We start from the raw sequence: 24080 nt of genomic DNA on the forward strand, positions 1-24080 counted from the left end.
TTACCAATTGAAATTGACACTTTTTGAATTTTAAGCTAATGGAAATTTATAACGATAATAGCCGATTTATTTCAATTTTATCTGATTACGGTTTTAAGGTAACTTTTGGAAATGAAGAAGATACTACTTTTCTAAAAAAAGCTTTACAAGCCCTAATTGATTCACCTATACCAATTAAAACAATAGAGTTTATTAAAAATGAAATGAATGCCATAACAATTGATAGCCGTAGTGGTATTTATGACATCGCTTGTATTGATGAAAACAATAATCATTTTATTGTAGAAATGCAATTGAGTGATTATCCAGAATTTATTCAACGAATGAAATTTTATGCCTTACATCGCTTTAATACAATGGTCAAGAAAGGGGCATATAAATTTGAAGATTTGACTAAAATTTATTGTATAGGGATTTTGGCTGTCAATATTTTTCCTTCAATAAAACAATTTCATAATATTGCTGTATTGAGAAATGATAAAAATGAAATTATTGATGACCAAATGACGTTTATAACAATAGAATTAGCTAAGTTTACTAAGCAAATAGCTGATATTCAAACAGATTTAGAGAAATTAATTTATACAATGAAAACTTTGCACACAGTTACAGAGACATCGCAGTTTCCAGCATTTTGGGATGAGGAGTGGCTTAAAAAAGCTATTCATGAAGTCGATTTAAGAGCTATGACAGTTGAGCAAAAATTAGCTTTTGAAATGGCAATTTCAGCAAATGCTTTAGCTGTTAAAAATGAAAATAAAAAGATTGAAGAGATAAGATTAGTTGACAAAACAGAAACAGTTACCAATGCTTTGAATATGGGGCTCACTCTTGAGCAATGTTCAATACTTGCAAACGTCTCACTAGACTTCGTAAAAAACATTCAAGAAAAACTCCATAAAGAAAAGTGATTAAGCAAGAGAAATTAAAAATCTAGAGCCTTTACTTTAATTGCATCGGCAATTTTAGTGGTGTATTTGGGTGATAATTTCTCTTGTTTCATTTTCCAAGTACGTTTTAAATCTTGTGTAGCTAATTTTACTTTAATTGCGCCCATTTTTCTGTTAATTTTATCAACAGTTTCCATTAGCTTTTTGTGTTTTGGATTGCTGTTTTCAAAGAGATTCATTTGTTGAGAGCCTTCCGGGCTAAAATCTGTTAGAATTACTCCAGCTTTTTTATATTCAAAACCTTTTTTGAAAATCTTATCTAAGGCTTCTGTCGCAAATTTGGCTAATTCTATGTTGGAATTCGTTGGAAACGGTAATGCAAGAAAATGGCTTCTGTTATATTGTGCTAATTCTTTTCTATGACTGTTGGTACGAAGAAAAACTACAATCGCATTGCAACAAGCTTTTTGTTTTCTTAATTTCTCAGCACAGCTTACTGTAAAAGTGACTATTCTTTCTTTGATAAGTTCGTAGTCTTTATAATTGGTTTCAAAACTTCTGGTGGTTGCGATGTTCCTTTTGTCAGCTACTTCGTCGAGGTCTAAACAATTTATTCCTTGTAATTCTTTGTATAAACGAAGTCCAACAACTCCCATTTCTTTTTTTACCCATTCTTCTTTACAATTTACAAAATCAAAAGCGGTTTGTATTTCTACAGCTTTCAAACGTTTCGCAAGTTTATAGCCAATTCCCCAAACAGCTTCTATCGCCAACCATTTTAAGGCTTTGATACGTTTTTCATCTGTATCAATTACATAAACGTTGCCTGTTTTTTCTGGAAATTTTTTAGCAATATTATTCGCTACTTTTGAAAGGGCTTTGGTAGGAGCAATGCCAACACTGATAGGAATTCCTGTGCCTTTGGTTACTCTGTAACGAATCTGTTTGCCATATTCCTGCAAATCAAAGTATTTTTCAAAGCCTTCAAATTTTAGAAAAGCTTCGTCGATACTGTAAATCTCAATGTCAGGTGTAAACTCTGCTAGTAGATTCATTACACGATTACTCATATCTCCATAAAGTGCATAATTGGAAGAAAGTACATGAATCTTCTTTTTCTCGAAAAAATCTTGGAATTTATAAGCTGGCGCACCCATTGGCACTCCTGCATTTTTGGCTTCGTTACTTCTGGAAATCACACAACCATCATTGTTCGAAAGTATAGCAATAGGCTGGTTTCTCAGTTTAGGCTGAAAAACTCTTTCGCAGGATGCGTAAAAATTATTACAATCAACTAAAGCAAACATATTTTAATGCTTTTGAATGGAAAAAGTAACAATTCCCCAAATTTCAAAATCGTGATATTCTGTAATTTTTGTAGGCTTATAATTTTCGTTGGCAGGCATCAGCCAAATGCCGTCTTTGTCAACTTTCAAGCGTTTCAAAACAAATTCACCATTCAAAATGCAAACTGCAATTTTACCGTCTGATGGTTCAAGTGATTTATCTACAATTAGCAAATCTTTATCAGCAATGCCAGCGTCTGTCATAGAAACGCCATCTGTAATAGCAATAAAAGTAGTAGAAGGATGTTTGATTAAGTACTTATTGAGGTCGATAGTGGAATCTAAAAAATCTGCTGCAGGCGAAGGGAAACCAGCACTGATACCTCCTTCGATGAGCGGTAAAGCTAAAGAAGTTTCATTCGAAAGGGCATAAATTCTTAATTTACCTTTAGTATTAATGGCTTTTAGATTCATTGACTTGGCTTATTAAACGGGTTTACGCATTACATAATCGTTCATCCAGAAATCATTTCCAATATTAACATCTACTTCTTTAAATACTTCAAAACCCAATTTTTCATAGAAATTTCTTGCTTTGTTGTTTCTGTTAACGTTCAGTTCAATGAATTCACAATTTTCGTTTTGCGCTATTTTTACAATTTCTGCAATCATGATTTTTCCAAAACCTTTTCCTTGTGTTTCTGGCAAGAAGTAAATCTTGTGTAATTTTATCATTTGCCCAATTTTCTCAATGCCTGAAAATCCTACAGGTTTTTCGTTATCAGTGAAAATATAAAAATGATTAGTCTCGAATTGTTTGGTTAATGATGCAGTACTGTACATCATTTCTAGCATAAATAAAGTTTGTTCTTCCGTTAAAATACTTCCGTAAGTGGGTCTCCAAGTTTCATTCGCAATTTGTTGAATGATGGACAAATCTTGTAATTGAGCTTTTTCAATGTTATAATTACTCATTTTAATCAAATTTTTGGTCTTTTAATGAAAATAGCGCAGGATATTTTGGTGTAATATTCAAGTAATATTTTTGAATTTCAACCAAATCTGTTGCATAATTTCCTGTTGGATAGAATACATCTAAAAAGCCAGCTTCTTTTTTCTTGAAATCTAAAAAACCTAATACAATGGGTACTTGTGCTTTTACTGCAATATGGTAAAATCCTGATTTCCATTCGCTTGTGTATGAGCGTGTTCCTTCCGCAGGAACAATCAAATGTGCGTTTTTGTTTGAATCGCTCAATAATTTAGCCATTTCGTCCACCAAATTGTTTTTTTGCTTTCTATTGACAGGAATGCCGCCTAAAGCACGCATAAGTATTCCTAAAGGAAATTTAAAGAGCGAATCTTTTGCTAAATACCGAATGGGAAGTTCTACAGAATAGATAGCTGCCATGCAGTAGAGATAGTCCCAATTGGAAGTATGAGGTGCTGCGATGATGACCGCACGTGGGTAAGATTTTACGCCATTAGGTGTATTATCAATAGCTTTCCAGCCTGAAAATTGTAGAATGAGTTGACCTATGAATTTTAACATGAATGATTATTGTAATTTCGTCACCACAACAAAACTACCTATATTTGATTTGAGATTCAAAAGTAAAGATATTTTAGTATTATTATTGGATATTTAATGATAATAATTAGAATGTTAGAAAGTCAAAATTTAAATTTGATTCAGCAAGTATAGAAATTAAAAATACTGTTTATAAACAATGCAAAAACCACTCATATTGATTGCTAATGATGATTCAATAGCGGCGAAAGGGATAAAAACATTAGCAGAAATTATGTCGAAAATCGGGGAGGTTGTCGTAGTAGCACCCGATAGCCACCAATCTGGCATGGGGCACGCCATTACGTTAGACAGACCGCTCAGAGTGAATCCAGTAAAAGATTTTTTACCAAATGTAGAAGCTTATCAATGCAGTGGTACTCCTGCTGATTGTATCAAATTTGGGAAACACTTTTTGTTGAAAGGTAGAAAGATAGATTTAGTTGTTTCTGGCATTAATCATGGTTCAAATTCTTCAATTTCAGTAATTTATAGTGGAACAATGTCGGCGGCGATTGAAGCGGCAATTGAAGGAATTCCAGCTATTGGTTTTTCATTATGTGATTTTGGTGCGGATGCAGATTTCTCTCATACAGAAGAATACATCGTTCAGATTGCCAAGAAAGTACTTCAAAATGGTTTACCGAAAGGCATTGCTTTGAATGTGAATTTCCCGAAAAAATCAGAAGAAGCCATCAAAGGAATTAAAATTTGTCGTCAAACGGATGCTTTGTATCGTGAGACTTTCCAAGAAAGACAAGACCCTTATGGCAAAAAATATTATTGGATGGACGGATTCCTTCAAAATGACGATACAGCAGGTGGAAATGACGAAGATGCTTTGGCAGAAAACTATGTGTCGATTGTTCCCGCAAAATTTGATTTGACAGATTATCAAGCACTTGACACCATTAAAGAATGGTTTTAACAACAATTTTAAATTTGTAGCAATTAATTCCTGAACAATGGCAATAGTCGGAAATATTTTAAAAAGAGGTATTGGGTTAACGAGTTTGATGAAACGCCCAAAATCTAATTTAGCGAAACTTCAGCGTAAAACACTTGTGAAATTATTGAACAAAGGACGTTTTACTCAGTTCGGAGAAAAGTATCATTTTGAGGAAATCATGAATGCTGCTTTGTTTTCAGACGATAAAGAATTCTATACAAAATATAAAAAACTTGTCCCTGTTTACGATTACAATAAAATGTTTGCGGAATGGTGGCATAAAACTTTAGCAGGCGAAAAGAACGTTTCTTGGGTTGGGAACGTAAAGTATTTTGCTTTAAGTTCTGGTACTTCCGAAGCTTCTTCAAAGCATATTCCTGTGACGAAAGATATGGTAAAAGCCATTCATAGAACTTCTATTCGTCAGATTTTAGCATTGGCAACTTATAAAAATTTGCCTTCTCAATTGTACGAAAAAGGCTATTTGATGTTAGGAGGAAGTACAAAACTGCAAGACAAAGGCGATTATTTTGAAGGAGATTTAAGCGGTATAACCGCAGGGAAAATCCCTTTTTGGTTTGAACGATTCTATAAACCGGGCAAAACAATTGCAGAAACGGCTGATTGGAGTGAAAAACTAGATAAAATCACGAAGAAAGCTAAAGATTGGGATATTGGTTTTATCGTAGGAGTACCCGCATGGATTCAGATTTTGATGGAAAAAATCATTAAAGAATATAATGTAAAAAACATTCATGAAATCTGGCCAAATTTAGAAATTTACTGTCACGGTGGCGTAAGTTTTGAACCTTATAAAAAAGGATTTGAAAAATTATTGGGTCGCCCGATTACTTATATTGAAACATATTTGGCTTCCGAAGGATTTTTGGCATATCAAACGCATCCGAATAGTGATATGCAATTGGTGTTAAATAATGGAATTTTCTTTGAATTTATTCCATTTAATGATCGCAATTTCGATGAAGATGGAAGTATGGTTCAATATCCAGAAACATTGATGATTGATGAAGTAGAAGAAGGCAAAGAATATGCTTTGTTGATTTCTACAGTTTCGGGTGCTTGGCGTTATTTGATTGGTGATACCATTAAATTTACCAATAAGAAAAATGCAGAAATTATCATTACTGGAAGAACAAAGCACTTTTTAAGTCTTTGTGGAGAACACCTTTCGGTAGATAATATGAATAAAGCCATTGAATTGGCTTGTAAAAATTTCAATATTGACGTCAGAGAATTTACCGTTGTTGGTAAAAGATTAGAAGAAACTTTCGGTCATCATTGGTATGTTGGTACAGACGATAAAGTTGATGCTCAGGACTTACTAAAATTCATTGATGAAACACTTTGTAAAATCAATGATGATTATCCTGTAGAAAGAAAACATGCCTTAAAAGGATTAGAAATTACGGTTTTACCAGTAAAAACATTTTATGATTTTATGGAATCAAAAGGTAAAACTGGTGGGCAACATAAATTCCCAAGAGTATTGAAAAAGAAAGAATTAATCGCTGAATGGGAAGCGTATATTAAGTAATAGTTTGAAGGTTTTACTTGCTAATTTTCGCAGACAATTATATCTGCGAAAATCAGTAAGTAAAAAATATCATTAACCAATTTTTCTGCTGAATTCCTACCAAAACTGTTTCCAAAGTATCAGAATTCCAGAAATAATAAAGATAATGCCTGCAACTTGATTGATTCTTTTTAAGATGTTGGCAGTTAAAATTCTCTTCATTTTTTGTGCATAGAATGCGATAAGCGATTCCGCTAACATCGTGGCAAATAAACTTGCTATAAAAAAAACGATGGTTTCATTGATTGAAAAGCCTTCTACGTTACTGAGATAGGTAGAAGTGGCAAAAACAGCAATATAATTGGAAGGATTTAGTAAATTTAAAAGGATACCCGAAGTAAAATAATATAGAAACGAACCCAATTTTGATTTAGGATATACCAATTGCGTTTGCTGTTTGAATAAGCTATTGAAACCTAAAATAAACAAAATAGATGCACCAACTAAGGCAATACCGAGATTAAAATATTGAAGTTTTGGTAAGAAACTTGTTCCAAATACTGCACAAAACATCAAAATGGCATCGGCTACTGTTACTCCTCCAGCAATCAAAACACCTCTTTTAAAACCATTGTCAATACTTGTCTGTATTAACCTGAAAAAAGCCGGACCAAAAGTAAAGCATAACAGGAATCCATAAAGGAAACCAAAAACAACTGCATTTATCATAAAATTAGACTCCTTTCAAACGTGCCACTTTCAGAATTGTCGCAATACTTAATGAGTCTGTGATTTCAGAATCCATTACCATTCTAACTGCTTCTTCTAAACTTACTTTTTTTAACACTAAAATTTCGGTGTCGTCTGGTTCTGATTCGCCAAAAGTTAAATCTTCTGCCAAAAACATAAAGCCAACTTCGTCAGTTACAGAATTTGAAGTATGAAGTCTTCCTAAATCAGTCCATTTTTTAGCTTCTATTCCTGTTTCTTCTTTCAATTCACGGCGAGCCGATTCTTGAATATCTTCCTCAAAAGAACCTCCACCCATAGGAATTTCCCAAGAGTATTCGTTCAATGTATATCTGTATTGACCAACTAGCCAAGTGTTATTGTTTTCGTCGAGCGGTAAAATTGCAGCAGCTCTTGTTTTAAAATGAGCTACACCGTAAATACCTGCTTCGCCGTTAGGTTTTATTACCTCTTCGTGGCGAATATTTACCCACGGATTATCATATACTTCACGAGACGAAACCGTCTTCCAAGGATTTTCAAAATTTGTCATTTTGCAAAGGTATAATAGTAAGTTCTAAAATTAAAATTTGAATTTCGTACCTTTGTGCTTAAATATTTGAATAATGTCCACTAAATATAGATTAATCCTTACATCATTTGTAGTTAGTACAATATTGATGATTGTAAAATTTATTGCTTATTACTTAACATATTCTAGTGCTATTTTAACGGATGCCTTAGAATCAATTATTAATGTAGTAGCCAGTGGTTTTGCTTTTTATGCTGTTTTTTTAGCATCGTTACCGAAAGACTTGAATCATCCTTATGGTCATGGAAAAATTGAGTTTTTTTCAGCTGGATTAGAAGGCGTACTGATTACTTTGGCAAGTATTTTTATCATTTTTCACTCGGTACAAGGTTTTGTCAATCCTTTGCCTTTGAACGACCTTAATATAGGTATTGTCATCATTTCAGCTGGGGCAATTATTAACTTTTATTTAGGATATGTGATAGAAAAAGAAGGAGAAAAACAAAATTCTCCGACATTGATTGCCGATGGAAAACACTTGAAGTTAGATGCTTTGAGTGGAATTATTTTAATTGTTGCTATTGGCTTAATTATTCTGACGGGTGCTTTATGGATTGATGGTGTTGCTTCGATTATTTTTGCCATTTTTATGGGAATCAGTGGCATTAAAATCATGAGGAAATCTATCGGTGGTTTAATGGACGAAACGAATGATAGTACACTTCACAGCATGGTTGAAATCCTAAAAAATAATCAAAAAGCTGAATGGATTGATGTTCACAACCTTAGAATACAACAATATGGTGCTGATTTGCATATTGATTGCCATCTTACGCTTCCTAATTATTGGGTTTTAGATAGAGTACATGATACTGTGCATGAATTTGAAGAGATTTTAGGAAAAGAATTTGATTCAAATGTTGAGTTTTTCATTCATGCAGACCCTTGTTTGCCAGAATGTTGTCATCATTGTAAAATTCAAGATTGTGCCATCAGACAGTTTCCACAAACCAAAACAATAGAGTGGAACAAAATAAATTTATCATTAAATCAGAAACATTTTCTTGAAGACATTTCATAAATTCTGTATATCTATCTTATTGTTAAGTTGTTTTTCATGTTTGAAAGGTTTCAAAATGAATGATAAGGCTGTCGATAAGTATTATATTGAACATCCGCCCAAACCTCAATTTTCATACTTAAATTTTGCAGGAAAAAAATATTTTTACGCTTCTGCTGGTGATAGCACCAAACCGATGCTTTTTTTGATTCATGGCGCACCCGGTGCTTGGTTTGGTTATAAAGAATTTTTATCGGATAGTTTGTTGCTGAAAAAATATCAAATTGTTGTTCCCGACCGTGCTGGTTATAACAAATCAGGCAAAACGGTTACTTCTATTGAAGAGCAAGCCAAAATATTGTATGAAATCATCAAACATAAAAATCCAACGAAAGTAGTATTGTTTGGGCGTTCGTATGGCGCAGGAATTGCGGCAAGAATGGCAGCCGATTACCCTAAACTAATAAAAGAATTAATCGTAGTTTCTCCCGCTTGTGACCCATCCACTGAAAAGTTTTGGTGGTTTTCTAAGCCTGTTAATACCAAGTTTTCAAGGCTATTTTTACCCCAATATATTAATACTGCCAGTAGCGAAAAATTTAGCCACGTAGCTGAATTAGAGAAATTGTTGCCATCTTGGGAGAAAATTACTTGTCCTGTAACCATTTTACAAGGCGGAAAAGACTGGGTTATTGAAACAACCAATGGACAATTTGTATCTGATGCTTTAAAAAATGCTCCGAGGCGGTTAATTTATTTGCCAGAAAATGGACATTTATTAACGATAGAAAGGTTTGATATTGTAAAATCTATTTTGCTGGAAATTAAATAAATGGCGAATTCTTCTATTTGATAAATCTTCATTAAACATTAAAATTCCCTTAAAATCCACTCTTTACCGTTTTTAGAGTAGTTCTTTCTGCTTAATATTCCTTAATTTTGATTAAAGCAAAATAACATCGTATGAGAATATTAGTAATAGAGGACGAAATAAAGACGGTGCAGCTCATCAAACAAGGGCTTGAAGAACAGCAATGTGAAGTAGATGTTGCCTATGATGGATTGATGGGTTTTCAATTGGCTTCACGCAATCATTATAATTTAATCATTTCTGATATAATCTTGCCGGGTATCAATGGCTTGGAGCTTTGTAAAAAGCTACGAGCAAACGGCATTTCTTTCCCAATTCTTCTGCTTACAGCACTTGGCACAACCGACGATAAAATTATTGGATTAGACAGCGGAGCGGATGATTATCTCGTAAAACCTTTTGAATTTAAAGAGTTAATGGCAAGAATTCGTGCCCTTACTCGTAGAAGTATTGGGGCAATTCAAACAGCAAATGTGTTGAAAATTGCTGACTTAGAAATGGATTTAGATACCAAAAGTGTTTCGAGAGCAGGCAAAGAAATCATATTAACTGCCAAAGAATTTTCATTATTAGAATACTTTATCAGACATCAGGGAAGAGTAATTTCTAAAGCCGAATTAGCTGAAAAAATCTGGGACGTAACTTTTGATACAGGAACGAATGTCATAGAAGTATATGTGAATTTTGTCCGTAAAAAAATTGATAAAGATTTCGATACCAAACTATTACATACGCAAATTGGAATGGGTTACGTACTGAAAATGCCAAATTGATGATTAATATTCGCTCAAGACTTACTTACCAATTCATGGCATTGGTAACTGCTATTTTGCTACTTTTTTCGATAGGAGTTTATTTTTTTAGTAAACTTTATCTTGAAAAACGTTTCTTCAAACGTCTTCAAGACCGTGCTATTACTACCACTACTTTACTTTTTGATTTACAAGCAACTGACTCTACGGTATTAAAATTGGTCAATATTTCGGATAAAGAATTATTGATTGATGAAAGTATTTCTGTGTATGATGAAAATGCTAAAACCATTATTTTTTCTTCTAATAATGGTAAAATGTTTTCACATCAACAGCTTTTGCCTTTGATGAAATCTGACCAAATAACTACTTTCACTGAAATTGGCGATTATAAAGTATTAGGAATTCATCTTAAAAAAGGAAGTGCTGATAATTGGGTAATCGTCAGTGCGATTGACAAAAATGGAACAGAAGCACTTGATGATTTAAGGAGAATACTTTTAATCATGATTTTGGCGGGTATTTTATTGTTAGGTTTATCGGGTTGGTTTTTTGCAGGAAGGGCACTCGCTCCGATGTCTGGCATTATTAAACAAGTAAATGGAATTTTTCCAGAATATGTTGCCAAAAGAGTAGAACATCCAAACCGTTCTGACGAAATCGGTTTATTGGTCGCTACTTTTAATCAATTATTGGATAGAATTGAAGATGCTTTGGTGATGCAAAAAATGTTTATTGCCAATGTTTCGCATGAATTGAAGAATCCGCTCACAAAAATCTATTCTCAAATTGATATTGCTTTGATGCAAAAGCGTAGTCCAGAAGTATATGAACAAAGTTTAAACTCTTTAAAAGAAGATACTACAACTTTGATTCAACTGACGAATACGCTTTTGAATTTAGCCAATACGATTGTCAGTTCTGAAAGTGTTCAAAAAACACCTATCAGAATTGATGAATTACTTTGGGAAACCAAAGGACAGCTTCAAAAATGGCATGAAGATTACAACGTTCAAATTAATTTCTTAGACTTTCCAGATGATGAAGAAGCTTTAATACTTCAAGGAAATGAAGCTTCATTAAAGGTTGTTCTGATAAATTTAATGGATAATGCTTGTAAATTTTCTGACGATAATACTGTAGTCGTTAATTTTTTGGCAAATGAGAGCGGCATTAAAATCTCTTTTATGAATAAAGGTCCTATCATTCCTGCGGCAGATTTGCCTTTTATTTTCCATCCATTCTATCGGAGTAATGCTACAGCGCAAGCTACTAAAGGTCACGGCGTTGGTTTGGCAATTGTTTCACAGGTTACTCGTCTCCACAAAGGAGAAGTAGAAGTAATTTCTGATGAAAACGGAACGGTCTTCACTTTATGGTTCCCAAAAGTCACTGAATAATTTTAAGGTAAATTTAAGGTGAGTTTAATTCTTGTTTAAGTTAAGGGTAGTTAGTTTGTATCATCAAAACAACAACAATTACTTAAATCAGAAACAATCATGGAATCAAACAACAATCAAGGTGTATTTAAAATTGCCATCGGTGTTTTAATCGGAGTTGTAGCTTTATTGAGTTACTTATTTATGGGAGCAAGAAATGAAACTTTTGAGCTTCAACAATCAATTACTTCAAAAGTTGAACAGTTATCAAGTACTCAAATTAAGCTAGATTCTATTTCTATCGTTTTGAATGAAAAGATTGCTGAAATTCAAAAACTAGGTGGAAATGTTACAGAATTAGAAAACGTAAAAGCTCAATTAGAAAGCGATAAAAAGAAATTAAAATCTGATTTTAACTTTTCTGTTCAGAAATATGACGCTAAAATTAAGGAGTACGAAAACTTCTTAGTTGTAAAAGACGAAGACATTCGCAAATTACAAGAAGAGAATGGTACTTTGTTAGCTCGTACAAAAACACTTGAAGAGGAAAAACAACAAGTAGTAACTGAAAATACTGGTTTAAAAACTGAAAAAGCTAATTTGGTTCAAACAGTTTCTGAATATACTTCACAAAATGATGACTTGAAACGTAAAGTAACTTTAGCAAGTGCTATGAAAGCAATCAACGTTCAAGTTGCAGCTTTAGCATCAAATGGTAAAGTTCGTGAGGGTGGTTTATACAAAGCATCGAAAATCAATAAATTAAAGATTTCATTTATCATGCCTTCAAATCCTGTGGCTGAGAAAAATAACAAAGAGATTTTTGTTAGAATTCTTGACCAAAACGGAGCTGTTGTTAGTGAAGACGGTTCTGCAGGCACGGTTAGCAATGATGGAAAAGAGATAGGGTACAGCTTCAAACAAAGTGTTCCATTTGAAAACAATGACCAAAAAGTGGACATCATTTACGGAAAAAGCGCTCCTTATCAATCAGGTAAGTATAGCATTGAGCTATATTCTGAAGGGTTCAAAATCGGAAATGGTTCATTTCAAGTAAAGTAATCAATGGAATGAGTAAAACTAAAAGACGATGTTGAACAAACATCGTCTTTGTTTTTAATAAGAGTATAGTTATTCGTTGTTCGACACATTTTTCAAGAACACACCCAAAACCCACTAATACCATGATATTATACATCAGATTCTTCCAAATACTTTTCGTGTTGCCAAGTTTAATATTTTCAATAATTATTGATTGGTTACGAATTACTTATCAGAAATTCAGCGAATTTCCAATTGCTTACACATCATTACTGTACTTGTTCACTACAATGGCATTTTGTCATTATCCCATTTTCGACCATTGGGCAGCTGGCTTTATCATGATGAGTTTACCCTTGGCTATTGTTTTTGGTTTAGGCGGAAGTAGCTATTTGTTGTATAAAAATCAGAAAGTAGTGGCAACAATTGGTTTTATTTGGGTGCTGATGGCTTTTCCAATTATTAAACGTTTTGTTGGGATTAATCAAAACGCCGAACAACTTACTTCTTTAAATACGCTAAAAGTATTGAGTTTTAATGGTGAATGTTTTGCTGAAAATGATGAAAGTAAAGATAAATGGGCAGTTTTAAAATCTGATATTGCTTGTTTTCAAGAGTATTCTCCTAATCAGAATGTCGAGATTCAATTCAAAAATAAAATTGAAAAATTGACTGAATTTGAAGAATGCCGTTCTGTAGGTTTGGCTTTATTTTCACAATATCCAATTGTTAATCAGTACAGCAAAATTTGGGATAAAGCTTATGGACCTAAAATCAATGGATTTATTTGTGCTGATATCGCTTATGGAAATGATACGGTAAGAGTCGTAAACGCCCATTTATGGTCTATGGGAGTGAGGATTAACCAAAGTATCGATGCTTTGAAAAATGGAGAATTCAAACAATTTGCTTTTGAAATTGTGGACACTTTCCAGAAAATGAAAGAAGGTTTTGAATATCGCAATGAACAATTGAAAGAAATAGAGTCGTATGTTTCGGGAAGTAAATATCCAGTAATTATTTGTGGAGATTTCAATGAAACACCTTTTGGATATGCTTATGGAAAATTAAGTTTAAGTTTCAAAAATGCCTTTGAAGAAGTAGGAAAAGGTCTGGGCTTTACGCTTAACAGACAACCATATTGTGTAAGAATAGACCAACAATTCTTTAGTTCAGAATGGCAAGTGAAATCTTGTTATACGATGTCGGATATTAATATGTCAGACCATTTCCCTGTGATGGCAGAATACGTATTAAAGAAACCGAATAAAGTTTCAAATAATGTGTTAGCCACAATTCTATAAACTATAACTTTATTTCAGGTTCTTGGTCATCAAAGAAAACATAGTTCAAAAAGTCTAAGTAAGGTTTTAAGGTAAAACATGCTTCAGTGACTTTTTGAACAAAATTATCAGCACTTACTTCTTCATTTGAAAATTGATGCCAAAAGAATAATTGCTTTTTTCGAAGTAATTCAATTTCTGGATGCTCTTTTGAATAACCTTTTGGCGCAGATTTTACCGATTCTCCTTCTGCTTCTCCAAATACTTTTACAAATTCAGGATTATAAATAATGGACTTTAATTCCTGCGCATTATAATCAATTTCTTGTCGGAGTTTTGCTAATTGTTCTGGGGTTGGCGAGTACATTCCACCGCCAAGAAAAGACTTATTGTCTTCAATATGAAGATAATAATCCATTCTGCCAGATTTTCTTCCACCTGCCGAAAAACTAGCAGACAACCACGTTTTATAAGGCGCTTTGTCTTTAGTAAAACGAACATCTCTTGCTATTCTGTAATTGCAGTCTTTTACTTCAACGCCAGTCATGTCTTCAAAAGCGGCGATTGAGCCAATCAATTCTTTAATAGTAACTTCAAAATTAGCTTTTACGCCATCGTAAGTTTTTTTGTTGGCATGAAACCATTCACGAGTATTGTTTTCTTTAAGTTGATTCAGGTAATTGAAAGTGGAAGAAGGAACAGACATTGTTTAGAATTTTAAAACGTTGAAATGATAATTTGTACAAATAAAAATACTTAATTCATGATTTCCGTTAAATCGAGTAAGCTTGATTTGATGGATTCATGGATTTTAATCAATTTTGTAGAATAATAACAATAATTACACAAAACAGTTTACGATTATACCCTTTTTAAAATGCGAATTCTAACAGGCATACAAGCATCAGGCAGACCACATTTAGGGAATGTTCTGGGTGCCATTCGTCCAGCCATCGAATTATCAAAAAATCCAGCCAATGAATCTTTTTTGTTCATTGCTGATTTGCATACGCTTACTTCATTAAAAGATGGCAAGCAACTTCGTGAAAATACTTATGCTATTGCTGCAGCTTGGTTAGCTTGCGGTTTTGATGCCGATAAGAATTTTTTCTATCGTCAATCAAAATTAGCAGGTTATCACACAGAGTTAATGTGGTATTTAAGCTGTTTTACGCCATTTCCGATGTTGGCAAATGGACATAGTTTCAAAGAAAAATCTGAAAAATTAGCCAATGTAAATGCTGGTTTATTTACTTATCCAGTTTTACAAGCTGCTGATATAATGCTTTATGATGCTCATTTGGTTCCAGTGGGTCGTGACCAACGTCAACATCTTGAAATGACAAGAGATTTGGGCGGGGCTTTCAATAACCAATACGGCGAAAATACACTGGTAATTCCTGAAGCAAAAATTGACGAAACAGTGATGGTGATTCCAGGAACTGATGGACAAAAAATGTCAAAATCTTATGGGAATTACATTGATATTTTCTTATATGAAAAAGAATTGTTGAAATCTGTGAAGAAGATTGTTACTGATGCTACTCCGTTGGAAGAACCTAAAAATCCTGAAACAGATAATGTTTTCAAACTTTATTCTTTAGTAGCAACTAACGATGAAATTGAAGAAATGAAAGCAAATTACTTAGCAGGAGGTTACGGTTATGGACATGCAAAACAAGCTTTGCATCAAGTATTAGTACGTGAATTTGCGAAGGAAAGAGAATTGTTTAATTATTATATGAACAATACGAATGAGCTAGAACAAAAATTGCAAGAAGGAGAAGCCAAAGCTGCAATAATTGCTAAAGCAACAATGGAAAGAGTTCGTGAAAAAATGAATTTTTAAAGGCATAAAATAATTCTGATGAATCAACTTGACACAGAAGTATTTTTATGGCTTAATTCATTGCATAACAATACCTTCGACCCAATAATGGCTTGGATTTCAGGACGAAACTCTTGGATTCCGCTTTATTTAGCAATCATTGGTCTAATTATTTGGCGATATAAAAAGCAATCTTTGTCCATGTTACTTACTATTATTGTAAGCGTAGCGTTGGCAGACCAGATTTGTTCATCGTTTTTTAAACCATTTGTCGAAAGACTTCGTCCTTGTCATGAACCAGCCATTCAACATTTAGTACATGTTGTTGGCAATTGTGGTGGACAATTTGGCTTTTGTTCATCACACGCTGCCAATTCTTTTACTTTGGCAATGAGCCTTTTATTATTAGTTGGCAAAGAATATACTTGGGTTAAATATCTTTTTGTATGGGCAATAATTGTTTCGTATAGTCGTATTTATGTTGGTGTTCATTATCCGCTTGATGTATTAGCTGGTGCTGGAGTAGGCGTTTTGTCGGCATTTATTTCTTTTAAAATTTACCAATTCTATTTATCTAAAAATGTTCATGAAGTTTCATAAATTATTGCCTTTACTTTTTTTGTTGTGTTCCTTTAAAAGTAATGACGGTTCAGAAGAAATAGTAGGAATGTGGTTTACGCAGGATAAAGCATCTAAAATTCAAATTTTCAAACACGATAATCAGTATTTTGGAAAAATTGTATGGCTGAAATCTCCTCTTATCAATGGGAAAGCAATTGTAGATGGAAAAAATCCAGAAGAAAAACTTCGTTCAAGAGCAGTTTTAGGCTTGTCAATTTTTAACAGATTTGTTTTTGAAGGAAATAACAGCTGGACGAAGGGAGAAATTTACGATGTGAGAACTGGAAGAACTGTTTCTGGAAAACTATCACTGAAAAATAAAAATACTTTAGATGTTAGAGGATTTCTGGGGAATCCAATTTTTGGAAAAACTGTAACACTAATAAGAGCAGAGTAAAAATAAAAAAGAGTACTCATTGATTTTGAAATGAGTACTCTTTTTATTTAATTATTTAACGATAATAAGAACAACATCGTATCTACACCATCTGCATAATCCCAAAGTTTGGGTTTTTGCGTTTCTCCGAAAGGAATACTTCCTTCAAACCAAGCTTCTTTTGAAACAATACATTGAATTTTATCTGTATTTGCGCTGATTTTTTGTGATAAATCTTCCTTGTTTTGATACACTTCATAAAAAATAACAGAAATAGGAGAGACCAAAGAATCATTTTCTGTTAAAATCAAAAAGCCATTATCGTAATGATGCACTTGGTTGACCAAATAAATAGATTTATTATAGTCGTAATTATTTTTGTACTTATTATGATAGAAAATATCACCAAGCGATTCAATACTATCATAGAAATTTACGAAATCGTAATCTTGCGGTACGTAAAATTTAGAAATGTTTCTACAACCTAAACCATAATAGTCAGTAATGTCTTTACCAAGATTTAAAAAATCATCTTCCGTTTCATTACTATTTAATATGGCTACAGAACTTCTATTTTGTCTGATGATATGTGGCTTATTCCTGAAGTAATATTCAAAATAACGAGCTGAATTATCAGAACCTGTAGCAATTAAAGCATCGACTTCGTTCATTTTCTCGCTAATTCTAATTCCTAAAGCTGGATTAGTTTCCAATAATTTTTCAATCAAAGCCAACATTAAAACAGAATCCTGCGAACTTACTTTAGCCACACATTCATGTCCTGAAATAACCACGGTCAACAAATCATGAAATCCGACTGCTGGAATGTTTCCAGCCATTATTACTCCAATGCTTTTAATAATTTGTGGTCTGTCTGGGATTTCGTATAAACCTGCCCAACTTTCCAACAAATTCCTATCCAAATAAAAATCAGCAATTGATTGAATAGATTTTCTGGTATTTTCTAGTGTAAACCAATTGTTTTGATGCGAAGCCCTATCTGCCCATTCCTCAATTACTGATTGATTGTCTTCGTTTTTTAGAAAATCTCCTAAGTTTACGAATGCGTCAATTCTTGCTTGTAAATCCATTTTTTGTAATTTTTTACAAATTTACAGAAATCCTTTGAAATATTTTTTTTCAATAGTCTTTAAACTTTATAGGCTATTCAAGGTTTAACTGTTAATTTTGTGAATGATTTAAGGAAATTCAATGTTTTGGATTCTAACAGAGGTATTAAATCAATTTTAAGAAAGCATATACAATTAAAAAGAAGTTTTTATGGCAATTATCATAACCGAAGAATGCATCAATTGCGGTGCTTGCGAGCCAGAATGCCCTAATACAGCAATTTATGAAGGTGGTGTTGAATGGACTTGGGCTGGAGGAACCAAATTAGTGGACGTTGAGTTAGAAGACGGTTCTGTTATTGGAGGGAAAGACCCAATGACACCCATTTCAGATGAATTTTATTACATCGTTTCAGATAAATGTACTGAATGTATGGGCTTCCATGAAGAGCCTCAATGTGCTGCTGTTTGTCCAGTAGATTGTTGCGTTCCTGATCCAGACCATGAAGAAGACGAAGAAACACTTTATGCGAAAAAGGCATGGTTACACGCTGAATAGTTAATTTTTCAATCATTTCAAAGCCCTGATTTAGTAATAAGTCAGGGCTTTTTTATTGGAAAAATTATATTTTTTCTGGATATTTTACTTTAAGAATATTTGGTTTTTGGTCGATATTTCAGAATATGTTAAAAATGAACTTGTTGATTAAAAATATTGACTTTATTTTGAGATATATGGTTTAAATTATGCCTGTTTTGTACTATTTTTTGAAAAAAAGCCCAAAATAGGTTAAAAATTTGCACATAAAATTTGGAATAGTAAATATTACCTATAATATTTGCAATGTAATCAAGCATTAATATTTAAACATTCAACCAAAGATTATTATGAAAAAAACCTTAATCACGTTATTTTCTTTGTTTTTAGCAGTTCCTGCATTTTCTCAAGATAAGGAGGAAGACAAAGGTAAGTTTACTTTCTCTGGGTACATTGATTCTTACTACTTAGCAAACTTCAATAACCCTAGAGATATGAAAAACACAGGTGCATCTGGAACAGCTAGAGCATTTGATCAAAAAACTGGATTTTCATTGGGTCTTGTTCAAACTAAAATTGGATATGCAACAGCTAAGTCTGATGTAGTTGTTGACTTGGCATTCGGTCCAAACGCTGACTTAGGTAACTACGGTAACGCATTGGGTCCATTAGGAAATGGTTCTTCTTTAGTTATCAAACAAGCTTATTTCAACTGGAAGGCTACAGATAAATTAACATTGACTGCTGGTCAGTTTGGTACACACATCGGTTATGAAGTAATTGATGCTCCAGTAAACTATCACTACTCACTTTCAAACTTGTTCAACAATGGTCCATTCTACCATGTTGGTGTTAAGGCAGCTTACGCAGTATCTGATAAATTTGCTTTAATGGGCGGTATTGTAAATGGTGTTGACCAACTTTACAGCAACAACGAGAAACCAGGTTTAATTGCTCAAGTATTTGTTCAACCTGTTAGTGGATGGAACGTATATGTAAACGGAATCACTGCAAACCGTAATACTAAAGATGCAACTACTGGTACTACAGATGCTGGAACATACAATTTGTTAGATTTGTCAACTACTTATCAAGTAACTGAGAAATTCTTATTAGGTTTAAACGCAGCAACTGGTAAGCAAAACTACGCTGCTGGTGATGGCAAAACTTGGGGAGGATTTGCAGTATATCCAAAATATGATTTTACAAGTACATTCAGCTTAGGTGCTAGATATGAATCTTTCTCTAACACAAATGCTGTTACTGGTCTTGTAATAACAAATACAGATGGTTCTAAAACAGGTGTAACAGTAAATTCATTCACTATCACTCCATCTTTCACTGTAGCTGACGGACATTTGTTATTGAAACCAGAATTCAGAGTTGATTCTTTCGACAAAAACTTCTTCGTAGATGGTGATGGTAAAGATACTAAATCTCAATCTACCTTTACTTGGGCAATGATTTATAAGTTTTAATGATAATTTTACTCATAGTCAGCTATATCGTAGCTGATTATGAGTAGTTTAGTTTCTGTAAACAATTCCATAATAAACCCCTAAAACACTAATCACAATGACACAAAAACCAACATTTATTCCAATTCTTATTTTGCTTATTATCGCTATTGCAGCGGCTTTTGTTCCTGCTCCGGGTGCTGCAGTAACAGAAGGCATTGATACAGGTGATACTGCTTGGATGCTAGTATCTTCTGGTTTAGTATTATTAATGACACCAGGTTTGGCTTACTTCTACGGAGGTATGGTTAACCACAAAAACGTAATTTCAACGATGTTGCAATCTTTCATTGCAATGGGTGTTATTACTGTAATCTGGGTAGTATTTGGTTTCAGTTTAGCTTTCGGTGATACTATCGGTGGTTTTGTTGGTAACCCAACTACTTTCTTCATGTTCCAAGGAGTATTTGATGGTAAGCCTTGGCCATTAGCAGCTACAATTCCATTTGCATTGTTTGCATTTTTCCAAATGAAATTCGCTGTAATTACACCAGCGCTTATTTCTGGTGCTTTAGCAGAACGTATTAACTTCCGTGCATTTGTATTGTTTATGGTGCTTTTCTGTGTAGTAGTTTATGCTCCATTAGCACACTGGACTTGGCATCCAGAAGGTTGGTTGTTCAAATATGGTGTTCTTGACTTCGCTGGTGGTACTGTTGTACACATGAGTGCTGGTTGGGCTGCTTTAGCTGGTGCATTATACTTGAAACGTCGTAAATCACATGTTGAAGCGAACATTCTTCCTCCAGCAAATATTCCTTACGTATTATTAGGTACTGGTTTACTTTGGTTCGGTTGGTTTGGTTTCAATGCTGGTTCAGCAGTAGGTGCTAGTCCATTAGCAGTATCAGCTTTCGCAACTACTCACGTAGCGGCAGCTTCTGCAGGTCTTTCTTGGATTTTATTTGATGTAACTCGTGGTCGTAAAGTATCTGCTTTAGGTTTCAGCATTGGTGCGGTTGTAGGTTTAGTAGCTATTACTCCTGCTTCTGGTTTTGTTTCTGTAACAGCAGCTATTACTATCGGTACTATTGCAGCGATTATTTCAAACATTGCAGCACACTGGAGAGCAAACTCTAAATTAGATGATACTCTAGATGTATTCCCTTGCCATGGTGTAGGTGGTATGGTAGGTATGGTAATGACAGGTTTGTTTGCTTCTAAAGCTGTTAACGGAGCTGTAGTTGATACTGAACAAGGTTTGTTTATTACTGGAGACCCTGCTTTATTTATCAAGCACTTAGTAGCTCTTGTAGTTGTTTCAGCTTTCGCATTTGGTCTTTCATATTTCTTATTATTCATTACAGATAAAATTATTCCATTACGTGTAACTGAAGAAGAAGAAAGAGTTGGTTTAGATATTTCTCAACACGATGAATTCATTGCTGAAGCATAAAATATTAAAACTTTACCACAAGTAATGGTTCTTGTGGTTTTGTTTCAGAAGGAAAGTTGTCTGCTTATGGCGGGCAACTTTTTATATTTTATAGGGTACCATATTATTTCTTATCCCAATTTTTTATTAGCAACAATTCGCTAACGGCTTTTGTAAGAAATATTCAATATCTTTGTGAACCACAAGTTTGGTTTCTTGTGGTTTTGTTTTGTTATAAGAAAGCCCTCAGATAATATTTGAGGGCTTTTTACTCTTTAATAGCCCTAAAAAATGGCAATGGCAGTAAAATGGCACTTAGATTTACAAAAAATGATTGAGGATGATAACCCAGAAAAGAAAAGTCACCTATTAGTACCACCATCATTAGTGAAATCCAGCGGAAAATCTAGATGGTACATCAAATTTTGGGCTTACAATATGGATACTAAGGAAAAAAGTAGAGTCCGTATAAAAGCAAATTTCTCCCAACAGAACGGATAACAGAAAAAAAAATCCTGCTGATATGGCAGGATTAAGCAGTTATTTTGGCAGTAGAATTATTGTATAACCAAAGATTTTTTATCCATTTTTCAAATTTGCCCTTCGGTCCAATAAATATTTGAGCTTCAGAATTATTGTTAATTATTTTTATAAAAACCTCTCTCACAACGTCATCAGTCTTCGAGCTTACTATCAGAATTTCATTCGAAGTATATTTACCTAAATTCGCATGCACAAACCTTGAGCGTATATCATAACTTTTTTTCAATAATTCATATAAAGTTTTTTCTTCATCCCCACTCTTGTTTAGGTACTTGCACACTCTTTTTGCAATAGATTCTGATACCATTTTATTATTGATTGTAAAAAGAGCCTCAAAAAATGACATATAGCTGAATATTTTATGTGGGACAAAGTTTGAAGACCTTGCAATATTAAGAAATCTAAAGGCTACATCAATTCTATTTTCTTTAGTAAAATCAATATAATTAAATGAGTTAGGTTGACTTCTTATCCCTTCTTTAAAAACTTGATTGAATATAACTTCCTTTTTATTTAAGAGTTCATATAGTTTTTTACGAAAGTAAAGTGCTTTTTTGATTTGATGTAAACTAAATTCTGTTTCTTTAAGCTCACCATTAGAATTATAAAATAAGTCCTGTGATATTGCTGAACTCAAATTTTGTAATTCTATTGATCCAGCCAAAATTAGATGTATGTTGACTGAACTATCTTTTATAAACCAAAGAAAGTTACATATATTTTGGTACTCATTAAGATAACAATTGCAAACTTTTTCCATAAATAGTCTACTATCTTCACTAACTTCTTTCTCTTCAATTATATTAAACACTAAGTGATTATTTTGATATAAATTATTAGCAAAATAACTACCCATATGTATTTTAAATTGCTGCATATGTTCTTGTCCAAGAAAATTGGATATGTCTTGCACATTTTTTGATAATAATAATATTTTATCATTTAAAATACTCACATCATTAATAATTTTAAATCCATGAATGAGACAATAAACTGTTATATGTGATTTCATATGGCATCAATTTTTGGTCAAAACGGCAATCTCAAGCTTTTCTGAAACTCATGAGCCTTGCCTTGATTTTTCCTCAAGGTAATAATTTCTTTGCCAAAAACTTTCTGTAAATACTCAAAATCTTTTTGCTCAGCTTCAATATTTCTAAACTCAGCTAGTCCCCCACGGTTTACAAACGTATCTTTCTGGGCAAAGTAAAAGCGTGTATCTTTCCAACCGCCTCGGTGGTGATGGGCGTTTAAGCACGAAATCCAATAATCCTCATTACAGATAATCTCAGGATTATACCAAAGCTTCGAACCTTTCAGAACCCCATGCGCACAACCAGTGAAGTACCCCGAGAGTTCGATAGGATTAAGAGAGTTAAAGGCAATCGGGTTTGGTGCCGAAGAGAAACCGAACAAAAAGAAGCCCGCATCCTTGCAAGCCTGTGCCGTCATCCTGATAATCTCCGAAGCCATTTCAGCATCCACCGCCGCTTCTTCACCTTTTTCTGTATAAACCCTCTGCATATTCGATATATCATCATCCAGCATAAACACATCGCCAAAATGCTTAATAATCCAATCACGTTTCAACGCCAATCCTTTGATGGAATCAGGATGCGTCACCACTTCAATATCAGGATTACACGCACGGTAAAGTTTCGCTTGCGATTCCTCTACACACAAAATAGCACCAGCTACAGCACTGGTGGTTCGCACACGGTCAAAACGTTTATGTGATGGTATCACTATTTTCATTTCCATCTTTCTATCACATTTTTAGCGTCCAACACATGCGTAACCCCAAGGTTACTACTCTTGTAGCACTTCATTCTATCAATCCCCAATTTCTCAGCCAAATGGTTTTCGTCGATTTCGTTTCTACACACTATCACAAACGACGTATATTTCTCCGACATCTTCTGTACAATCGGCATTTCGGGTTCATCTTTCAGTATGGCTTCTTTGTTGTGTATTTTATCTAGTTCGTCTAAATTCAAACCATATTCGTCTAATTCCACCACACTCGCAAAGTGCTCCGCCAATAGCTCACCCACAAAATCACCCTTCAAAGCGTTAGAAATAATATTATATTCCTTATACTCCTGTTCCGTAAGTTTTCGATTGGGTTTGCGTACATCTGCCAGCTCATCGCCAAAGCCACTAGCCATTTTAACAGACTGTCGTTGGTGACCAGCGATAATCATATTGTCGAAATCCAGTACAGGAATTTCCACATCGCCAAATTTTTGATAGGACTCTCTAAGCTTCTGCTTAGTCTTAGCATTCATCTTTCTAGGATTATGCTCAAAAGGAATCATGTCACGCCAAGCAATCTG

At 33.7% G+C, this 24080-nt stretch carries 27 protein-coding genes; 16 read left to right on the forward strand and 11 right to left on the reverse strand.

Annotated elements, in window-relative coordinates:
* The first annotated feature begins 38 nt into the window (after nucleotides 1-38).
* Nucleotides 39-911, forward strand: coding sequence for an Rpn family recombination-promoting nuclease/putative transposase (locus tag VB798_RS12845; protein WP_323258898.1), 873 nt, complete (start codon nucleotides 39-41; stop codon nucleotides 909-911).
* A 14-nt stretch (nucleotides 912-925) separates the two neighbouring features.
* Here VB798_RS12845 and VB798_RS12850 read toward each other — a convergent pair whose 3' ends face one another.
* Genes VB798_RS12850 through VB798_RS12865 form a run of 4 tightly spaced genes read right to left on the reverse strand, consistent with a single transcriptional unit; the run spans nucleotide 926 to nucleotide 3728 of the window.
* A complete protein-coding gene (locus tag VB798_RS12850) occupies nucleotides 926-2197 on the reverse strand; it encodes a Y-family DNA polymerase (RefSeq protein ID WP_323258900.1) in 1272 nt (423 codons plus the stop codon).
* Nucleotides 2198-2200: 3 nt separating this feature from the next.
* Entirely contained in the window at nucleotides 2201-2650 is a 450-nt protein-coding gene (locus VB798_RS12855) for a LexA family protein (RefSeq protein ID WP_323258902.1), read from the reverse strand.
* Nucleotides 2651-2662: 12 nt separating this feature from the next.
* The gene (locus VB798_RS12860; protein ID WP_323258904.1) at nucleotides 2663-3151 is read right to left on the reverse strand and encodes a GNAT family N-acetyltransferase; all 489 of its coding nucleotides are present in this window, start codon (nucleotides 3149-3151) and stop codon (nucleotides 2663-2665) included.
* A gap of 1 nt (nucleotide 3152) precedes the next feature.
* The gene (locus tag VB798_RS12865; RefSeq protein WP_323258906.1) at nucleotides 3153-3728 is read right to left on the reverse strand and encodes a 1-acyl-sn-glycerol-3-phosphate acyltransferase; all 576 of its coding nucleotides are present in this window, start codon (nucleotides 3726-3728) and stop codon (nucleotides 3153-3155) included.
* Nucleotides 3729-3906: 178 nt separating this feature from the next.
* On the opposite strand from VB798_RS12865, the gene surE reads away from it, so the two are divergent.
* Together surE and VB798_RS12875 are read left to right on the forward strand one after the other, a co-directional pair.
* On the forward strand, nucleotides 3907-4674 hold the full coding sequence (surE, locus tag VB798_RS12870; RefSeq protein WP_323258908.1) for a 5'/3'-nucleotidase SurE: 768 nt from the start codon (nucleotides 3907-3909) through the stop codon (nucleotides 4672-4674).
* A gap of 37 nt (nucleotides 4675-4711) precedes the next feature.
* Entirely contained in the window at nucleotides 4712-6250 is a 1539-nt protein-coding gene (locus tag VB798_RS12875; RefSeq protein ID WP_323258910.1) for a GH3 family domain-containing protein, read from the forward strand.
* Between the two features lie 96 nt (nucleotides 6251-6346).
* Here the strand turns inward: VB798_RS12875 and VB798_RS12880 are convergent, their stop codons facing one another.
* Nucleotides 6347-6958, reverse strand: coding sequence for a LysE family translocator (locus VB798_RS12880; protein ID WP_323258912.1), 612 nt, complete (start codon nucleotides 6956-6958; stop codon nucleotides 6347-6349).
* Nucleotides 6959-6962: 4 nt separating this feature from the next.
* The gene (locus tag VB798_RS12885; RefSeq protein WP_323258914.1) at nucleotides 6963-7511 is read right to left on the reverse strand and encodes an NUDIX hydrolase; all 549 of its coding nucleotides are present in this window, start codon (nucleotides 7509-7511) and stop codon (nucleotides 6963-6965) included.
* Between the two features lie 73 nt (nucleotides 7512-7584).
* Between VB798_RS12885 and VB798_RS12890 the strand changes: the two genes are divergently transcribed.
* From VB798_RS12890 to VB798_RS12915, 6 genes are all read left to right on the forward strand, one after another.
* Nucleotides 7585-8571: a cation diffusion facilitator family transporter gene (locus tag VB798_RS12890; protein ID WP_323258916.1), complete on the forward strand. Its 987-nt coding sequence runs from the start codon at nucleotides 7585-7587 to the stop codon at nucleotides 8569-8571.
* A 55-nt stretch (nucleotides 8572-8626) separates the two neighbouring features.
* Nucleotides 8627-9382: an alpha/beta fold hydrolase gene (locus VB798_RS12895; RefSeq protein WP_323258918.1), complete on the forward strand. Its 756-nt coding sequence runs from the start codon at nucleotides 8627-8629 to the stop codon at nucleotides 9380-9382.
* A gap of 131 nt (nucleotides 9383-9513) precedes the next feature.
* Entirely contained in the window at nucleotides 9514-10194 is a 681-nt protein-coding gene (locus VB798_RS12900) for a response regulator (protein WP_323258920.1), read from the forward strand.
* Complete coding sequence (locus VB798_RS12905) at nucleotides 10194-11573, forward strand: sensor histidine kinase (protein ID WP_323258922.1); 1380 nt, start codon at nucleotides 10194-10196, stop codon at nucleotides 11571-11573. The genes VB798_RS12900 and VB798_RS12905 overlap by 1 nt, the downstream gene beginning before the upstream one ends.
* A 99-nt stretch (nucleotides 11574-11672) precedes the next feature.
* Complete coding sequence (locus tag VB798_RS12910; RefSeq protein ID WP_323258924.1) at nucleotides 11673-12614, forward strand: hypothetical protein; 942 nt, start codon at nucleotides 11673-11675, stop codon at nucleotides 12612-12614.
* A gap of 122 nt (nucleotides 12615-12736) precedes the next feature.
* Nucleotides 12737-13897, forward strand: a complete 1161-nt coding sequence (locus VB798_RS12915; protein ID WP_323258926.1) for an endonuclease/exonuclease/phosphatase family protein — start codon at nucleotides 12737-12739, stop codon at nucleotides 13895-13897.
* 1 nt (nucleotide 13898) lies between these two features.
* Here VB798_RS12915 and VB798_RS12920 read toward each other — a convergent pair whose 3' ends face one another.
* Nucleotides 13899-14582 carry a DUF2461 domain-containing protein gene (locus tag VB798_RS12920; protein ID WP_323258928.1) on the reverse strand — a complete coding sequence of 228 codons (684 nt, stop codon included), beginning with the start codon at nucleotides 14580-14582 and terminating at the stop codon, nucleotides 13899-13901.
* 171 nt (nucleotides 14583-14753) lie between these two features.
* Here VB798_RS12920 and trpS point away from each other — a divergent pair, with 171 nt between their 5' ends.
* From trpS to VB798_RS12935, 3 genes are read left to right on the forward strand one after another with little or no spacing between them, the layout of a single operon-like run.
* Nucleotides 14754-15725 (forward strand): tryptophan--tRNA ligase, encoded by a 972-nt coding sequence (gene trpS / locus VB798_RS12925; protein ID WP_323258930.1) that lies wholly within the window; start codon nucleotides 14754-14756, stop codon nucleotides 15723-15725.
* An 18-nt stretch (nucleotides 15726-15743) separates the two neighbouring features.
* A complete protein-coding gene (locus VB798_RS12930; RefSeq protein ID WP_323258932.1) occupies nucleotides 15744-16304 on the forward strand; it encodes a phosphatase PAP2 family protein in 561 nt (186 codons plus the stop codon).
* On the forward strand, nucleotides 16291-16722 hold the full coding sequence (locus VB798_RS12935) for a DUF2147 domain-containing protein (RefSeq protein ID WP_323258934.1): 432 nt from the start codon (nucleotides 16291-16293) through the stop codon (nucleotides 16720-16722). The genes VB798_RS12930 and VB798_RS12935 overlap by 14 nt, the downstream gene beginning before the upstream one ends.
* A gap of 47 nt (nucleotides 16723-16769) precedes the next feature.
* Here VB798_RS12935 and VB798_RS12940 read toward each other — a convergent pair whose 3' ends face one another.
* On the reverse strand, nucleotides 16770-17792 hold the full coding sequence (locus VB798_RS12940; RefSeq protein WP_323258935.1) for an acyl-CoA reductase: 1023 nt from the start codon (nucleotides 17790-17792) through the stop codon (nucleotides 16770-16772).
* A 190-nt stretch (nucleotides 17793-17982) separates the two neighbouring features.
* Between VB798_RS12940 and VB798_RS12945 the strand changes: the two genes are divergently transcribed.
* From VB798_RS12945 to VB798_RS12960, 4 genes are all read left to right on the forward strand, one after another.
* Nucleotides 17983-18330, forward strand: a complete 348-nt coding sequence (locus VB798_RS12945) for a 4Fe-4S dicluster domain-containing protein (protein WP_184137806.1) — start codon at nucleotides 17983-17985, stop codon at nucleotides 18328-18330.
* A gap of 329 nt (nucleotides 18331-18659) precedes the next feature.
* Nucleotides 18660-19787 carry a porin gene (locus VB798_RS12950; RefSeq protein ID WP_323258937.1) on the forward strand — a complete coding sequence of 376 codons (1128 nt, stop codon included), beginning with the start codon at nucleotides 18660-18662 and terminating at the stop codon, nucleotides 19785-19787.
* Nucleotides 19788-19884: 97 nt separating this feature from the next.
* Nucleotides 19885-21222 (forward strand): ammonium transporter, encoded by a 1338-nt coding sequence (locus tag VB798_RS12955; RefSeq protein WP_323258939.1) that lies wholly within the window; start codon nucleotides 19885-19887, stop codon nucleotides 21220-21222.
* Nucleotides 21223-21492: 270 nt separating this feature from the next.
* Nucleotides 21493-21702, forward strand: coding sequence for a hypothetical protein (locus tag VB798_RS12960; RefSeq protein ID WP_323258941.1), 210 nt, complete (start codon nucleotides 21493-21495; stop codon nucleotides 21700-21702).
* A 31-nt stretch (nucleotides 21703-21733) separates the two neighbouring features.
* Here VB798_RS12960 and VB798_RS12965 read toward each other — a convergent pair whose 3' ends face one another.
* From VB798_RS12965 to VB798_RS12975, 3 genes are read right to left on the reverse strand one after another with little or no spacing between them, the layout of a single operon-like run.
* Nucleotides 21734-22756: a hypothetical protein gene (locus tag VB798_RS12965; RefSeq protein WP_323258943.1), complete on the reverse strand. Its 1023-nt coding sequence runs from the start codon at nucleotides 22754-22756 to the stop codon at nucleotides 21734-21736.
* A 17-nt stretch (nucleotides 22757-22773) separates the two neighbouring features.
* Nucleotides 22774-23505 carry a GREB1-related protein gene (locus tag VB798_RS12970; protein WP_323258946.1) on the reverse strand — a complete coding sequence of 244 codons (732 nt, stop codon included), beginning with the start codon at nucleotides 23503-23505 and terminating at the stop codon, nucleotides 22774-22776.
* Nucleotides 23496-24032 (reverse strand): ParB N-terminal domain-containing protein, encoded by a 537-nt coding sequence (locus tag VB798_RS12975; RefSeq protein ID WP_323258948.1) that lies wholly within the window; start codon nucleotides 24030-24032, stop codon nucleotides 23496-23498. Before VB798_RS12975 ends, VB798_RS12970 begins: the two co-directional genes overlap by 10 nt.
* Nucleotides 24033-24080: the final 48 nt, after the last annotated feature.

It is taken from the genome of Arcicella lustrica (assembly GCF_034930985.1).
Classification (GTDB): Bacteria; Bacteroidota; Bacteroidia; order Cytophagales; family Spirosomataceae; genus Arcicella; species Arcicella lustrica.

What these genes read in the sequence shown, in the direction of transcription:
- VB798_RS12845 (WP_323258898.1), top strand. Translation starts at nt 39, where the DNA reads ATGGAAATTTATAACGATAATAGCCGATTTATTTCAATTTTATCTGAT.
- VB798_RS12850 (WP_323258900.1), bottom strand. Translation starts at nt 2,197, where the DNA reads ATGTTTGCTTTAGTTGATTGTAATAATTTTTACGCATCCTGCGAAAGA.
- VB798_RS12855 (WP_323258902.1), bottom strand. Translation starts at nt 2,650, where the DNA reads ATGAATCTAAAAGCCATTAATACTAAAGGTAAATTAAGAATTTATGCC.
- VB798_RS12860 (WP_323258904.1), bottom strand. Translation starts at nt 3,151, where the DNA reads ATGAGTAATTATAACATTGAAAAAGCTCAATTACAAGATTTGTCCATC.
- VB798_RS12865 (WP_323258906.1), bottom strand. Translation starts at nt 3,728, where the DNA reads ATGTTAAAATTCATAGGTCAACTCATTCTACAATTTTCAGGCTGGAAA.
- surE (WP_323258908.1), top strand. Translation starts at nt 3,907, where the DNA reads ATGCAAAAACCACTCATATTGATTGCTAATGATGATTCAATAGCGGCG.
- VB798_RS12875 (WP_323258910.1), top strand. Translation starts at nt 4,712, where the DNA reads ATGGCAATAGTCGGAAATATTTTAAAAAGAGGTATTGGGTTAACGAGT.
- VB798_RS12880 (WP_323258912.1), bottom strand. Translation starts at nt 6,958, where the DNA reads ATGATAAATGCAGTTGTTTTTGGTTTCCTTTATGGATTCCTGTTATGC.
- VB798_RS12885 (WP_323258914.1), bottom strand. Translation starts at nt 7,511, where the DNA reads ATGACAAATTTTGAAAATCCTTGGAAGACGGTTTCGTCTCGTGAAGTA.
- VB798_RS12890 (WP_323258916.1), top strand. Translation starts at nt 7,585, where the DNA reads ATGTCCACTAAATATAGATTAATCCTTACATCATTTGTAGTTAGTACA.
- VB798_RS12895 (WP_323258918.1), top strand. Translation starts at nt 8,627, where the DNA reads ATGAATGATAAGGCTGTCGATAAGTATTATATTGAACATCCGCCCAAA.
- VB798_RS12900 (WP_323258920.1), top strand. Translation starts at nt 9,514, where the DNA reads ATGAGAATATTAGTAATAGAGGACGAAATAAAGACGGTGCAGCTCATC.
- VB798_RS12905 (WP_323258922.1), top strand. Translation starts at nt 10,194, where the DNA reads ATGATTAATATTCGCTCAAGACTTACTTACCAATTCATGGCATTGGTA.
- VB798_RS12910 (WP_323258924.1), top strand. Translation starts at nt 11,673, where the DNA reads ATGGAATCAAACAACAATCAAGGTGTATTTAAAATTGCCATCGGTGTT.
- VB798_RS12915 (WP_323258926.1), top strand. Translation starts at nt 12,737, where the DNA reads ATGATATTATACATCAGATTCTTCCAAATACTTTTCGTGTTGCCAAGT.
- VB798_RS12920 (WP_323258928.1), bottom strand. Translation starts at nt 14,582, where the DNA reads ATGTCTGTTCCTTCTTCCACTTTCAATTACCTGAATCAACTTAAAGAA.
- trpS (WP_323258930.1), top strand. Translation starts at nt 14,754, where the DNA reads ATGCGAATTCTAACAGGCATACAAGCATCAGGCAGACCACATTTAGGG.
- VB798_RS12930 (WP_323258932.1), top strand. Translation starts at nt 15,744, where the DNA reads ATGAATCAACTTGACACAGAAGTATTTTTATGGCTTAATTCATTGCAT.
- VB798_RS12935 (WP_323258934.1), top strand. Translation starts at nt 16,291, where the DNA reads ATGAAGTTTCATAAATTATTGCCTTTACTTTTTTTGTTGTGTTCCTTT.
- VB798_RS12940 (WP_323258935.1), bottom strand. Translation starts at nt 17,792, where the DNA reads ATGGATTTACAAGCAAGAATTGACGCATTCGTAAACTTAGGAGATTTT.
- VB798_RS12945 (WP_184137806.1), top strand. Translation starts at nt 17,983, where the DNA reads ATGGCAATTATCATAACCGAAGAATGCATCAATTGCGGTGCTTGCGAG.
- VB798_RS12950 (WP_323258937.1), top strand. Translation starts at nt 18,660, where the DNA reads ATGAAAAAAACCTTAATCACGTTATTTTCTTTGTTTTTAGCAGTTCCT.
- VB798_RS12955 (WP_323258939.1), top strand. Translation starts at nt 19,885, where the DNA reads ATGACACAAAAACCAACATTTATTCCAATTCTTATTTTGCTTATTATC.
- VB798_RS12960 (WP_323258941.1), top strand. Translation starts at nt 21,493, where the DNA reads ATGGCAATGGCAGTAAAATGGCACTTAGATTTACAAAAAATGATTGAG.
- VB798_RS12965 (WP_323258943.1), bottom strand. Translation starts at nt 22,756, where the DNA reads ATGAAATCACATATAACAGTTTATTGTCTCATTCATGGATTTAAAATT.
- VB798_RS12970 (WP_323258946.1), bottom strand. Translation starts at nt 23,505, where the DNA reads ATGGAAATGAAAATAGTGATACCATCACATAAACGTTTTGACCGTGTG.
- VB798_RS12975 (WP_323258948.1), bottom strand. Translation starts at nt 24,032, where the DNA reads ATGAATGCTAAGACTAAGCAGAAGCTTAGAGAGTCCTATCAAAAATTT.